This window comes from Duganella sp. Dugasp56, assembly GCF_047304105.1.
Lineage (GTDB): Bacteria > Pseudomonadota > Gammaproteobacteria > Burkholderiales > Burkholderiaceae_D > Rugamonas > Rugamonas hordei.
In genome coordinates this window covers 68,224-81,624 of record NZ_JBGLYQ010000026.1, presented here as the reverse complement: position 1 = coordinate 81,624, position 13,401 = coordinate 68,224, and the positions used below count along the sequence as shown (strand labels likewise).

Below are 13,401 nucleotides of genomic sequence, written 5' to 3'. Positions count from 1 at the left end.
ACGCACCAATATGATGCGCCATTGCGTTAGAGGAAAGATAAATGTTGTTTTATTGATGAAAATTCCGCACTTGCAATTGACACCATTTTGGCCCGCGTGGTTTTATCGATGCTTGAGTTCGTTTTACTCACCGTAAAGCAAGCTTAAAGGGAATCGCCCATAAAGCGATTCGTAGTTGGAAAAAAGTTGGGGCTATTAAAAAACACAGCTGGTGGCGACAAGATGTGCTCACTCACAGACTTGACGTCAAACAAGCTTCTTCAATCGGGAAATTGGGAAATCACATGTTAAGAAAAACCGTTATTGCTCACGCGTTAACAGTCGCGTTTGGCACTGCTATCATCATGACCGGCGTTATCCAGCCTGCCATGGCGCAGTCGAATGCGACCGGTACCATCTTCGGCGTCGTCTCGCCAGGACCGGATGTGAAAGTTCACATCGAAAATCCAGCCACCGGCGTCCGCCGCACGCTGGTACCAGACGCATCGGGCCGCTTCCAGGCGACCTCGCTGCCGACCGGTAGCTACAAGCTGACCCTGGTCAAGGGCGACGCCGTCATCGGCACCGCCGAGGCCGATGCAACCCTGGGCAAGAGCACCGAAGTGGTGTTCCCTTCGCAGCAGATCCAGACCGTTCAAGTGTCCGGCCAGCGCCGCACCATCGACGTGTCGACCAGCCCAAGCGGCGCCACGTTCACCGCCAAGCAACTGGAATCCCTGCCGATCGCCCGCAACATCGAAGGCATCATCCAGCTGGCCCCGAACACCACCCGCGTCGACAGCCGTTTCGCTGGCGGTGCCTCCTTCGCCGGCGGTGCCGCGTCGGAAAACTCGTACTACATCAACGGTTTCCCAGTGGTCAACCCACTGACCGGCCTGGGCGCGTCCCAGCTTCCGTTCGGCGCGATCGCCGAAGCGCAAGTGCTGACCGGTTCCTACGGCGCCGAATTCGGCCGCTCGACCGGCGGTGTGGTCAACGTCATTTCGAAGTCCGGTACCAACACCTGGGAAGCCGGCGTGATGACCAGCTTCCAGCCGCAAAACCTGCGCGCGACCTACAAGAACTTCAACTATTCCAAGACCGGCGCGCCGAACAACGTCAATACCGACGGCACGCTGCGTCAGAGCCGCGACAAGAACACCTATGAAGAGCAGATCACCAGCGTCTACGTTGGCGGTCCGCTGATCAAGGACAAGCTGTTCATCTTCGCCGCTGCCGAAGAAGGCGACCGCGATGAATCCTTCGTCAACCTGACCCGTACCGCGACCTCGCTGGGCCAGAACGCATGGCGCGATCGTCAGACCCGCACCTCGCGCTACCTGTTGAAATTGGATTACAACATCACCGACAATCATCGTCTGGAATTCACCGCGTTCGGCGATACGCCGAAAGAGCAGGTGCAGGATTCGGGCATGATCGGCACCGGTGCCAACGGCGCGGTCACCGCAGCCGACTACGCCATCGCCGGCCGCAAGAACAACATCACCTCGCGCGCCACCCGCACCGACGTCGACAGCAACGGCGGCAAGACCGCCATGCTGAAGTACACCGGTAACCTGACCCAGGACCTGATCCTGACCGGTCTGTGGGGCCAAACCGTATCGCGTCACGAAAACGAGTTCCCGAACTACGATCCTAGCGCCGTGCTGTTCTCGACCATCGCCTTGCCTGCCAACCAGGCGGCTGGCGTCAGCTACCCTAACCCGCAGCCACAGAGCGGCAACGTGCTGGCCAACGGTTCGAAAGACGACGTGAAGAACTACCGCGTCGACTTGGAATGGCAACTGGGCAAGCACACGCTGCGCGGCGGTCTGGATCACACCAAGGTCGCTTCGATCAACGCCGGTGAATTCAAGGCCGGTGGCGGTACCTACGAGTACCTGAAAACGGCCAAACCGGGCGCGCCATTCGACGTGACCGGCGGCACCGTGCCTGCGCTGACCCCATACGGCGGCCTGGCAGCCCAGGGTTACTATGTGCGTAAAGGCCTGTTCTCGGACGTGACCAATTCGTTCTCGAAACAGAGCGCGCAGTACCTGGAAGACAAATTCCAGATCTCGCAGAACGTGCTGATCACCGGCGGTCTGCGTCGTGAAGGCTTCGAGAACATCAACGACGCCGGCGTCACCTTCCTCGACATGAAGGCGAGCTACTCGCCGCGTCTGGGCGTGGCATGGGATGCCAACGGCGATGCATCGCTGAAGATCTTCGGTAGCGCCGGTCGCTTCTCGGTACCGATCCCGACCCACATCGCCGTGCGCGGTGCAGGCCGTTCGACCTTTACCGACCAATACTTTACCTACACCGGCGTCAATGCCGACGGTTCGCCTATCATCGGTTCGCAGCTGACCGCTCCGCTGTCGGGCAACAACGAGTTTGGCCAGGAAAAGGACGTCAAGACCTTGGCCGCGCTGGACATGAAGCCTTCCTATCAGGATGAGCTGGTTGTCGGTTTCGAGAAAGCCTGGTCGCCAACGCTGAACTTCGGCGCCAAGGTCACCTACAAGAAACTGAAATCGACCATCGATGACTTCTGCGACGTTCGTCCGTTCGAAAAATGGGCTGACGCGCACAACATCGATTCTTACAAATCCAATCCGCTGTGGGGCAACACTTGCCAGACCTTTAACCCAGGTCGCGACAACACCTTCTACATCGACTTCGCTGGCGGCGGCAAGAACGACGTGCTGGTACACCTGACCAAGGCAGATCAAGGCTTCCCTGACCCAACCCGTACCTACGCCGCTCTGGATCTGTTCCTGGAACACCCAATGCGCAACGGCTGGTATGGCAAGGTCAACTACACCCTGTCGAAAAACAAGGGTAACACCGAAGGCCAGGTTCGCTCGGACAACGGCCAGACCGACGTGTCGGCTACCTCGGTATGGGATTACCCAGAGCTGATGGTAGGCGCCGATGGCCTGCTGCCTAACGATCGCAAGCACCAACTGAAAGCGTTCGGCTTCTACCAGCTGAACAAAGAGTTCACTTTCGGCGGTAACATGCTGGTGGCTTCCGGCCGTCCACGCAGCTGCATCGGTAGCGCTCCAGCTCCTGGCGATTCGCCGAACTACTCGAACCAGACCTTCTACTGCTTCGGTTCCGACCGCAGCAAGAACATCCTGGTGCCACGCGGTACCCTGGGCCGTCTGCCATGGGATACCCGTCTGGACCTGAACGCCGTGTACTCGCCGCAGTCGCTGAAGGGCCTGGCATTCAAGATCGACGTGTTCAACGTGTTCAACCGTCAAACCATCCAGAACGTGACCGAAGCCTACAACAGCGGTACCGCTGTGTCGGCCAACTACGAGGCGCCTCTGTCGGCTACGGCTCCACGTTCGGCCAAGTTCACTGTCCAGTACGATCACAAGTTCAACTGATGATCTGACGGCAGTCTGAAAACCCCCACCAGCCTCCGGGCCAGGTGGGGGTTTTTTTTCGTCTCGGGATTCGGTTGCCTTTTCATTTCCACTGGGGTACTTTGATGCATGGCAGCATAGCCAGCATCAAGGAGACTCCGGTGAGCGACGACAAGCAGGGCTGGCCGCAATGGCCCGCCAATCCCTTCCTTCTGGCCCAGCAGGCGACCGACTACTGGATCGACGCCTGCCAGCGCAGCGTGCTGTTCATGGACGTGCTGCGCCAGCGCGGCGACGAGCGCAACCACCGCGCCGAGCAGACCGCGCCACATGTGCTGAGCTTTGAGTTCGAGGTAGTGCTCGACGGACGCGACCTGGCGCGCCCGGTCAACTACGGCCTGCTGCATATCGTGCCGCCGGACGGCATCGCCCCCGATCCCGCCAAGCGCCCCTTCATCGTGTTCGATCCGCGCGCCGGCCACGGCCCCGGCATCGGCGGCATGAAGCAAGACAGCGAAATCGGCGTCGTGCTCAAGGCCGGCCATCCCTGTTATTTCGTCGGCTTCCTGCCGCAGCCGGTGCCGGGCCAGACCATCGAGGACGTGTGCCGCGCCGAGGCGCAATTCATCGCCAGGGTGGCCGAACTGCATCCTCAGGCCGACGGCAAGCCCGCGCTGATCGGCAATTGCCAGGCCGGCTGGCAGATCATGATGACCAGCGCGCTCAATCCTGACCTGGTCGGCCCGCTGGTGCTGGCCGGCGCTCCGCTGTCGTACTGGGCCGGCGTGCGCGGCAAGAATCCCTTGCGCTACCTGGGCGGCGTGCTTGGCGGTACATGGATGACTTCGCTTGCTGGCGACCTCGGCAACGGCATTTTCGACGGCGCGCAGCTGGTCGCCAACTTCGAGAAAATGAATCCGTCGAACACGCTGTGGAGCAAGAACTACAACGCGTATTCGAAGATCGACACCGAGGCGCCGCGCTTCCTCGAGTTCGAGAAATGGTGGGGCAATCCGGTGCTGCTGAACGCGGGCGAAATGCAGTACATCGCCGACTCGCTGTTCGTCGGCAACCGCCTGAGCGACGCCGCGCTGCTCGACAGCGCCGGCCACCGCATCGACCTGCGCAACATCAAGTCGCCGATCGTGGTGTTCTGCTCGTGGGGCGACGACATCACGCCGCCGCAGCAGGCGCTGGGCTGGGTGCTGGACCTGTACGAGGACGACGCGGCGCTGGTGGCGGGCGGCCAGACCATCATCTACTCGATGCACGAGGACATCGGCCACCTGGGCATCTTCGTCTCGGCCTCGGTGGCCAACAAGGAGCACGAGGAATTCACCGCGGCGATGGACATGATAGACATCATGCCGCCCGGCCTGTACGAGGCGGTGTTCCTCGACAAGGACGAGGAAATGCTGCAGGCCGAAATCGCCGCCGGCGACCTGGCGGCCGGCGACTACGTGATGCGCTTCGAACGGCGCGGCCTCGATGCGCTGCGCGCGCTGGGCGGCAACGATGTCGAGGACGAGCGCCGCTTCGCCACCGTCGCCCGCGTGTCGGAAATCAACCAGGGGCTGTACCGCACCTTCGCCAGCCCGCTGGTGAAGACCATGGTCAGCGAGAGCAGCGCGGAGCGGCAGCGCGAGCTGCATCCGCTGCGCCTGCGCTACACGGCCTTCTCCAGCAAGAATCCGCTGCTGAACGGCATTCCGGCGATGGCGGCCAAGGTGCGCGCCGAGCGCCGCCCGGTGGCGGCCGACAATATCTTCCTGCAGATGCAGGAAGCGATGTCCGGCCAGATCGTCGCCGCGCTGGACCGCTACCGCGACCTGCGCGACCACGCCACCGAACAGTTGTTCCTGAACGTCTACGGCTCGCCGGTGCTGCAGGCGCTGGTGGGCCTGCGCACCGACGGCGGCAGGCCGCGCCGCATTGGCCGCGACATCGCGCGCGAGGCGGCGCTGGTGGCGCACCGCGCCGCGCTGGCGCTGAAGACGGGAGAGGGCGGGGTGGCCGAAGCCATCATCCGCGGCTTGCTGTATATCTACCGCAGCCCGGAAATGAGCGCCGCCGACGAGCGCGCCTTCGCCACCATACGCCAGTTGCGTCTGCGCACCTCCGACGACAAGGAAATGAGCCTCACCCACTTCAAGGAAATCGTGCGCGACCAGTACCTGATGCTGCAGGTGGACGAGGCGGCCGCGATGCGCGACCTGCCGCTGCTGCTGCCGGCCGAGCCGGAAGCGCGCGCGGCGGCGCTGGGCATCGTGCGCCAGGTGGCCGGCGCCACCGGCACGCTGACCGGCGACGGCGCCGCGCGGCTGGAACGCGTGGCCGGAATGTTCGGCCCGAAGGCGCCCAAGCTGGCGGTGGTGCGCAAGAAGAAAAAGGCGTAGTCCACTGGTTACAGGCGCGGCAGCGGTTTTTCCATGAACACGCTGAGCGGATCGTCCGGATAACCGCCGTAGGGCGCGCAGCGCTGGAAGCCGTGGCGCTGGTACAGGCCGATCGCCTCCGGCTGCGCCGGGCCGGTTTCCAGCACCAGCAGCGGACAGCCCTGGTCCAGCGCCGCCTGTTCCAGCAGGGACAGCACGCCCAGCGCCAGTCCCTTGCCGCGCTGGGCCGGCTGCACGTACATGCGCTTGATCTCGCCGTACTCCGGCGTCAATACGATGGCGCCGCAACCGACGATGGCGCCTTCGGTGTCGCGCGCGACGGCGAACTTGACGTGCGGCTGCATCAGCGAGTCCAGGTCCAGCGCGTACACGGATTCGGGTGGATACAAGGTCAGCTGGTAGGCATCGAGATCGGCGATCAGGGCGATGACCTCGGGCTGGTTGGGTGATTCAAAGGCGATTTGCATAGTGGCGGTGGGTGACAGTTTATTGGATGATAAAATCCAGTATAATGGATTTCATGGATATCAACAAACTTATTGCCAGCCGTTTGCTGGCCTTGCGCGAAGCGCGGCAGTTGTCGTTGACGGCCTTGTCCGAGCGCAGCGGCGTCAGCCGGTCGAATATCTCGCTGATCGAGCGTGGCGAGAGCAGCGCCACCGCCACCGTGCTGGACAAGCTTGCCGGCGCCCTGGGCGTGACGCTGGCCTCGCTGTTCGAGGCGGGGGAGGCGGCGCCGAGCGCGCCATCGCCGCTGCGGCGCGCGGCCGAGCAGGCGGTGTGGACCGATCCGGCCTCCGGCTACGTGCGGCGCCAGCTGTCGCCGCCGGCCCGCTCGCCGATGCAGCTGGTCGAAGTGATCTTCCCGCCCGGCCAGCGCGTGGCCTACGAGCAGGTGCTGCGCGAGTCCGACGTCTACCAGCAGGTGTGGCTGCTGGAAGGTGTGATGGACATCAGCGCCGGCGACGGGCAATGGCGGCTGGAGCCGGGCGACTGCCTGGCCATCCGCGAGGACCTGCACATCAGCTACGCCAATCCCGGCAAGAAGCCGGCCCGCTACCTGGTCGGACTGGTGACGCTGCCGTTTGTGTTGTAGCCTATGGACTTCAATCGGCATCTGCGGAGGAGGGCATGGAACTCAAGGAAATCATGAGCAAGAACGTGGTGACGGTGGAGTTGGACGACCGTCTCAGCCTGGTCAAGGAAATCTTCGATCACGGCAAGTTCCACCACGTGCTGGTGATGGAGCAAGGCGAGCTGCTGGGCGTGGTCTCGGACCGCGATCTGTACAAGGCGCTCAGCCCGAACCTCGGCAGCTCGGTGGAAACCTACAAGGACGTGGCCACGTTGAACAAGAAAGTCCACCAGATCATGTCACGCCGCCCCGTCGTGCTGCGCGAGGACGCCAGTGTGGACGACGCCATCGACGTGTTCAATGCGCACAATATTTCGTGCATTCCCATCCTCAGCGCTGCCGACCGGCTGGTCGGCATCCTTAGCTGGCGCGACATCCTGCGGGCGCTGCGGACGCCGCCCGCCGCCTGAGCTATAATGTCGACCCCCGACCGATACCGAGTGTTGCCGCCATGACCATCATCAACCTGCCGACCACCGCCAAGGCCCCCGCAGTGCCGGGCCGCCGCCTGTCCGTCGCGCCGATGATGGACTGGACCGACCGCCACTGCCGCGTGTTCCACCGCGAGATCAGCCGTCACACCTGGCTGTACACGGAAATGGTCACCACCGGCGCGCTGGTCCACGGCGACGTCGAGCGCCACCTGCGCTTCAGCGATGAAGAGCATCCGGTGGCGCTGCAGCTGGGCGGCAGCGATCCGGCCGACCTCGCCACCAGTGCAAAACTGGGCGAGAAGTGGGGCTACGACGAGATCAACCTGAACTGCGGCTGCCCGTCCGAGCGCGTGCAGAAGGGCGCGTTCGGCGCCTGCCTGATGGCCGAGCCGCAGCTGGTGGCCGACTGCGTCAAGGCCATGCGCGACGCCGTCAGCATCGACGTCACCGTCAAGCACCGCATCGGCATCGACCAGACCGAGAGCTACGACTTCGTGCGCGACTTCGTCGGCACCGTCAACCAGGCCGGCTGCACCACCTTTATCGTGCACGCGCGCAACGCCATCCTGAAGGGCCTGTCGCCCAAGGAAAACCGCGAAGTGCCGCCGCTGAAGTACGAATTCGCCTATCAATTGAAGCGCGATTTTCCTGACTGCGAAATCATTATCAACGGCGGCATCAAGACCGAAGCCGAAATCGACGAGCACCTGAAGCACCTGGACGGCGTCATGCTGGGCCGCGAGGCGTATCACAATCCGTTCATGATGGCCGGCTTCGACCAGCGTTACTATGGCGCCGCCACCACGCCCAAGACCCGCGAACAGGTCCTGGAAGCAATGATTCCCTACATTCAGGCCCAGTTGGCCCAGCACGGTGGAAACGGCTTGAAGCTCAATTCCATCACCCGCCACATGCTGGGCCTGATGCAAGGCCTGCCGGGTGCCCGCGCTTTCCGCCAGGTCCTGTCCGACTCCAAAAAACTCGCCGCCGGCGACGCCCGCCTGCTGCTCGAAGCCGCCTCGCACCTGCGCATTGCCGCATGATCTAGCCTATTTGGCAAACAATCGTCGGGTGTGTTGGTATTTCCACGCAGAAAGTTCGCTTGCGTATTTTTAAGGCAGGTTTTGCTTGCTTTGAAGCAAAATTTGCATCTATAATTCCCTAATATACACACATATCCACGCTGTTCCTTCTGTGTATTTGCGGTTCAAAAGCGACACATCAGCATTCCCCGAACCGCTAGTTTTGCATTCGCAGTCATTGTTTGCTACTGTCACATATATTACCTAGCAGCAAGGGCCGAGTGGATAGTGCCGTGCAAAAGACGAAGCCATCCAGGGCACTCTTATCAACTGTGTCACTTACGAAGAGACGAAATGAATTTAGCAAAAATGAAAGTCGGAACGCGCCTGGGTCTCGGATTCGCGCTGGTTCTCTTATTCCTGGTGGCGGTGACGACCGTCGGCATCTTCCGCATGGCACAAATCCAGGATCGCCTGGACCACGTCATCAGCGTGAACAACGTCGTCTCGCGCCTGGTGGTCGATATGCGCGCGAACGTGGGCGACCGCATCACGTCGCTGCGTATCCTGACCCTGATGACCGATGCCGGCGACATGGAGCCGGAAATGAATCGCATCAAGGAACTGGCCGGCAAGTACGCCGACGCACAAAACAAACTGAGCACGCAGTTCTCGGTCGAAGCCACGCCTGAAGAAAAGGCGCTGCTGGCGACCATCAAGGAGCAGGAAGCGATCGCCATGCCGGCCATCGCCAAGGCGTCCGAACTGTGGCTGGCCAACAAGGCCGAAGAAGCAACCAAGGTACTGATCAAGGAAATCCGTCCAGCCCAGAAAAAATGGATGGCCGCGCTCGACCAGCTGGCCACGCTGGAAGACAAGCTGAATGCACAAGTACAAGTGGATGCCGCCAGCGGCTTCTCCAGCGCCCGCAGCTTCATGATCGTGCTGGGCCTGCTGGCTGTCGGTATCTCGGTAGCCGCCGCCGTGGTGATCACCCGCGGCCTGCTGAAACAACTGGGCGGCGAGCCTGACTACACCGCGTCGATCGCCGGCAGCATCGCCAACGGCGACCTGTCGATCGCCATCGATACCGCCGGCAACGACAAGGACAGCTTGCTGGCCGAAATGAAAGAAATGCGCAACAGCCTGGTCGATATCGTGGGCCAGGTCCGCTCCGGCACCGAAACCATCGGCACCGCCTCGCGTGAAATCGCCGCCGGCAACATCGACCTGTCGTCGCGTACCGAAATGCAGGCCAGTTCGCTGGAAAAAACCGCGTCGGCGATGGAAGAACTGACCTCGACCGTTAAACAGAATGCGGACAATGCCCGCGAAGCCAACCAGCTGGCGTCGGCCGCGTCGGACGTGGCGATCAAGGGCGGCAAAGTGGTGTCGGAAGTGGTCGACACCATGAGCTCGATCGACGCATCGGCCAAGAAGATTGTCGACATCATCGGCGTGATCGATGGCATCGCCTTCCAGACCAACATCCTGGCGCTGAACGCCGCGGTGGAAGCGGCACGTGCCGGCGAACAAGGCCGCGGCTTCGCCGTGGTGGCGTCGGAAGTGCGCAACCTGGCCCAGCGTTCGGCCGGTGCTGCAAAAGAAATCAAGATGCTGATCGATGACTCGGTCGAAAAAGTCGGCGCCGGCACCAAGCTGGTCGGCCAGGCCGGCGTGACGATGGACGAGGTGGTTGCCTCGGTCCGCCGCGTGACCGACATCATGAGCGAAATCGCCAACGCCAGCCAGGAGCAGAGCGCTGGTATCGAACAGGTCAATGTCTCCATCATCGAGATGGACAGCATGACCCAGCAAAACGCCGCGCTGGTGGAAGAAGCCGCCGCCGCCGCACAAAGCTTGCAAGACCAGGCCGCCGAACTGTCGCGCGTGGTCAGCATCTTCAAACTGGTGGAAGGCGAGGAGCGCGTTACGGCTCCTGTGTACCAGCCTGCCGCCGCCAAGGCAGTGGTCAAACCGATCACCGCCCGTGCTCCTGTGAAAAAACTGGCCGCCGCGCCAGCCGCAGCAGCCAAACCGAAGAAAGTCGCCTCGGCAGCCAGCACCGCCGGCAGCGACGAGTGGGAAGAGTTCTAAAACTTTGCCGCAGTCTGCCGTCGCGCTTTTGCGCGGCACGTAGGTCCGCTGTGGGATTCGACTAACCAGTTTTTAATAATAATTATTTGGAAATTGCATAATGAATAAGTTTTCTACCAGTGTATTCGCCGCCGTCATCCTGTCCGCTGCTTCGACCGCTTTCGCCGGCGAAGTGCCAGCATCGCTGGACTCCAAGAATTGCAAGGCTGAATACCCTAAGGCATCGCTGATCAACGAAGAGCAGGGCGACGTCACCATGTCCTTCCTGGTGGCTGCGGACGGTAACGTGGTTGAGTCGAAAGTCGACAAGTCGAGCGGCTACAAAAACCTCGACAAGGCCGCCATCAAGGCCCTGAGCGCCTGCAAGTTCAAGCCGGGCACCAAGGACGGTGCCGTGGCCCAGACCTGGACCAAAGTCGATTACAGCTGGAAGCTGTAATAAATCAGCAAAGTGCCGGATACTAAAACACTTGGGGAAATCAGATGTCTACAAATAAGCGTTGGTTAAGTGTGATTGCAGCAGTGCTCGTTTCGAGCGCACCAGTGGCGTTTGCTGCTGAAGTTCCGGCCAGTTTCGATGCAAAAAACTGCAAGGCCGAATACCCGAAAGCGTCGCTGATGAACGAAGAGCAGGGGACGGTATCGATGTCCTTCCTGATCAAGCCGGACGGCTCGGTGGCCGACTCCAAGGTTGAAAAGAGCAGCGGTTTCAAGAACCTGGACAAGGCCGCGATCAAGGCCATCAGCGCCTGCAAGTTCAAGCCGGGCACCAAGGACGGCGCCCCGGCCGAAACCTGGACCAAGGTCGATTACGCCTGGAAGCTGGACTAAGCAGCTGGAGTAAGCCCGGTGTTGCAGACAAAAAAGGAACCGCGCGCGGTTCCTTTTTTTCGTCTGTTACATCGGGTGTAACAAGCTGTAATGGGACTCCAGCATTGCCGCACTTCCTTATATAGTAACATCTGGAACAAGGAGAATTCGCCATGAAAACCATCATCGCCGTAGTGGCCGCCCTGGCGGCAATGACAGGCTGCGCAGTGCAGCAGCCGTATTACACCAGCGCCCGCGTGCAGGATCCGTATCAGTGGCATACCGTGTCGACCGTGCCTGCTGGCAGCAGCGTGCAGTCGGGCACGTGGACGGAAGAGTTGCCGGCGCAAAGCGCGTCGCGCGTGGTGTATACCACCGAGCCGGTCTATACGACCACCTACGTCGCCCAGCCGGTTTATTACGCGCCGGCACCGGCCTATTATTACCCGCCGGTATCGATCGGCCTGGACTTTTCGTTCGGCCACTGGTGCTGCGGCGGACGCGGCTGGGGTGGGCGCGGCTACCACCGCCGCTGACCGGTTGCTAAAGCTCGCCGCGCCTGCGGCGAGCTTTGCCGTCAGCCCACGTATTTGTGCGTCGCCACCCTGGCGTGCGCCGGCGCAAGGCCGCGCTTTTTCTTGATGTACAAGGCCATTCCTTCCTTCAGCTTGTCCATGCTGCTTTTCTCGACAAACATCCCCTTGTTCTGCCGCACCGGATCGAGCACGTAGCGCGATTCCGAAATGAAGCGCGCGCACTCCGTCAGCAGCGGATCGAGATGCTGGCGCTTGTTCTGTTCCCATTGCGCCATCCAGCCATCCTCGATGATGTTGTCGCACAGGATGTTGAGCACGCTGCTGGTGCTGTTGTTGGCCAGGTAGTAGCAGCCCAGCAGCGGCGACACCCGGAAGATGTTCGACGACAGCGCTTCCATCGCCGACGCGCTCAGGATCTGGTTGACCTTCTTCATCTCCTTGTAGCGCGCGCCCATGATCATGATCTTCTGGCAGGTGGTGGCGATCGCGCTGGCGGCCGCCACGGCCGGGCCGGTCACGCCGCCGAGGTCGGCGAACAGGCCGGCCGTGGACACCGCCAGCTGGGTGGTCTGGATCGCCGCCAGCGCCGCATGCTCGTTGCGGCTGGTGCGCAGCAGCGCGGCCACGGCGTCGCAGGCGTCGCGGGCGTCGCCCGGCAGCAGGAAGCCGCGCTGCACCGTGGTCTTCTGCGCCTTGTGCCAGTCCATCGCCGCTGTGCCCCAGTTGCTGGCCGCCTTGGCGCCGGCCTTGACCTGCTGCACCAGCGGCAGCGCCGAGCTGATGAAGTCGGCCATGAACTCGACACCCAGTTCGGCGAGGATGACTTCGATGTCCAGGCTGTCGAACAGCTCGAACAGCAGCCGCAGCACCTTGTCGAAGCCCGGCACCTTGAGCATGGTCGGGAAGTCGAAACCGGGGATGTGAATCTTGCTGAAGTCGATCTCGCCCAGGTTGATGTTGGGCAGGTCCAGGTTGGGCAGGTTGACGTTGGGCAGGCTGATGTCCGGTATCGCCAGGTGCGGCAGGCTGACGTTCAGGTCGATCTTGAAAAAGTCCGGGAACAGGTCGCGGATGCGCGGGAACGCCACATCGAAATCAATGCTCAGTATCTTGCTCAGGTCGAACAGCAGCGAGGGGATATTTATTTCCGGGAATTTCAGCGCGATCTTGAACACCAGCGCGCGCAGCGAGATATCGGGCAGCAAGTCCTTGAACTTGATCAGGCCCTTCAGGTTCAGCCTTACCGTGGGCAGGTTGAAGCCTGGAATGGAGCCCAGGTGGATGTCCGGGATCAGGTTGATGTCGAAATTCGGCAAGCCTACGCCCGGGATGCGGAAGTCGATCAGGCCGGGCAGGTCCAGTCCCTTGAACAGGTCGATGTTCAGCTGCGGTATGCTGAAATGCGGCACCGCGACGCCGGGAATGGCGCCCAGTTTTTTCTTGCAGTCCTTGGCGTCCTTGGCCAGCGTCTTGGCGTCTTCGACCCGGCTCTTGGCGCGCAGCTGGGTGCCGCCGAACATCGCCTGCAGGGACTCGCGGCGCTCACGCTTGATGTGCATGAAAGCGGCTTGCAGTTCAATCTCTTCTTTGAAGGTGAGTGGCATGGCGTCGG

Annotated in this window: 11 protein-coding genes; 9 read left to right on the top strand and 2 right to left on the bottom strand. The window is 61.7% G+C overall.

Features of this window, described 5'->3' with window-relative positions; all coding sequences use genetic code 11:
• Positions 1-344 precede the first annotated feature (344 nt).
• Both ACCD07_RS19075 and ACCD07_RS19070 read left to right on the top strand, forming a co-directional pair.
• Complete coding sequence (locus ACCD07_RS19075) at positions 345-3,380, top strand: TonB-dependent receptor plug domain-containing protein (protein ID WP_413448251.1); 3,036 nt, start codon at positions 345-347, stop codon at positions 3,378-3,380.
• Between the two features lie 104 nt (positions 3,381-3,484).
• A complete protein-coding gene (locus ACCD07_RS19070; protein WP_413448250.1) occupies positions 3,485-5,755 on the top strand; it encodes a DUF3141 domain-containing protein in 2,271 nt (756 codons plus the stop codon).
• An 8-nt stretch (positions 5,756-5,763) separates the two neighbouring features.
• On the opposite strand, the gene ACCD07_RS19065 is transcribed toward ACCD07_RS19070, so the two are convergent.
• A complete protein-coding gene (locus tag ACCD07_RS19065) occupies positions 5,764-6,222 on the bottom strand; it encodes a GNAT family N-acetyltransferase (RefSeq protein WP_176655573.1) in 459 nt (152 codons plus the stop codon).
• Positions 6,223-6,275: 53 nt separating this feature from the next.
• Between ACCD07_RS19065 and ACCD07_RS19060 the strand changes: the two genes are divergently transcribed.
• From ACCD07_RS19060 to ACCD07_RS19030, 7 genes are all read left to right on the top strand, one after another.
• A complete protein-coding gene (locus ACCD07_RS19060) occupies positions 6,276-6,851 on the top strand; it encodes an XRE family transcriptional regulator (protein WP_176655574.1) in 576 nt (191 codons plus the stop codon).
• A gap of 35 nt (positions 6,852-6,886) precedes the next feature.
• On the top strand, positions 6,887-7,300 hold the full coding sequence (locus ACCD07_RS19055) for a CBS domain-containing protein (protein ID WP_176655575.1): 414 nt from the start codon (positions 6,887-6,889) through the stop codon (positions 7,298-7,300).
• Positions 7,301-7,341: 41 nt separating this feature from the next.
• Positions 7,342-8,367: a tRNA dihydrouridine(20/20a) synthase DusA gene (gene dusA / locus ACCD07_RS19050; protein ID WP_413448249.1), complete on the top strand. Its 1,026-nt coding sequence runs from the start codon at positions 7,342-7,344 to the stop codon at positions 8,365-8,367.
• Positions 8,368-8,700: 333 nt separating this feature from the next.
• The gene (locus ACCD07_RS19045) at positions 8,701-10,443 is read left to right on the top strand and encodes a methyl-accepting chemotaxis protein (RefSeq protein ID WP_413448248.1); all 1,743 of its coding nucleotides are present in this window, start codon (positions 8,701-8,703) and stop codon (positions 10,441-10,443) included.
• A 100-nt stretch (positions 10,444-10,543) separates the two neighbouring features.
• Complete coding sequence (locus ACCD07_RS19040) at positions 10,544-10,882, top strand: energy transducer TonB (RefSeq protein WP_176655577.1); 339 nt, start codon at positions 10,544-10,546, stop codon at positions 10,880-10,882.
• Positions 10,883-10,926: 44 nt separating this feature from the next.
• Positions 10,927-11,274 carry an energy transducer TonB gene (locus tag ACCD07_RS19035; RefSeq protein ID WP_176655578.1) on the top strand — a complete coding sequence of 116 codons (348 nt, stop codon included), beginning with the start codon at positions 10,927-10,929 and terminating at the stop codon, positions 11,272-11,274.
• A 152-nt stretch (positions 11,275-11,426) separates the two neighbouring features.
• Positions 11,427-11,789 (top strand): hypothetical protein, encoded by a 363-nt coding sequence (locus tag ACCD07_RS19030; RefSeq protein WP_176655579.1) that lies wholly within the window; start codon positions 11,427-11,429, stop codon positions 11,787-11,789.
• Between the two features lie 41 nt (positions 11,790-11,830).
• On the opposite strand, the gene ACCD07_RS19025 is transcribed toward ACCD07_RS19030, so the two are convergent.
• Positions 11,831-13,393 (bottom strand): hypothetical protein, encoded by a 1,563-nt coding sequence (locus tag ACCD07_RS19025; protein ID WP_353400238.1) that lies wholly within the window; start codon positions 13,391-13,393, stop codon positions 11,831-11,833.
• Positions 13,394-13,401 lie beyond the last annotated feature (8 nt).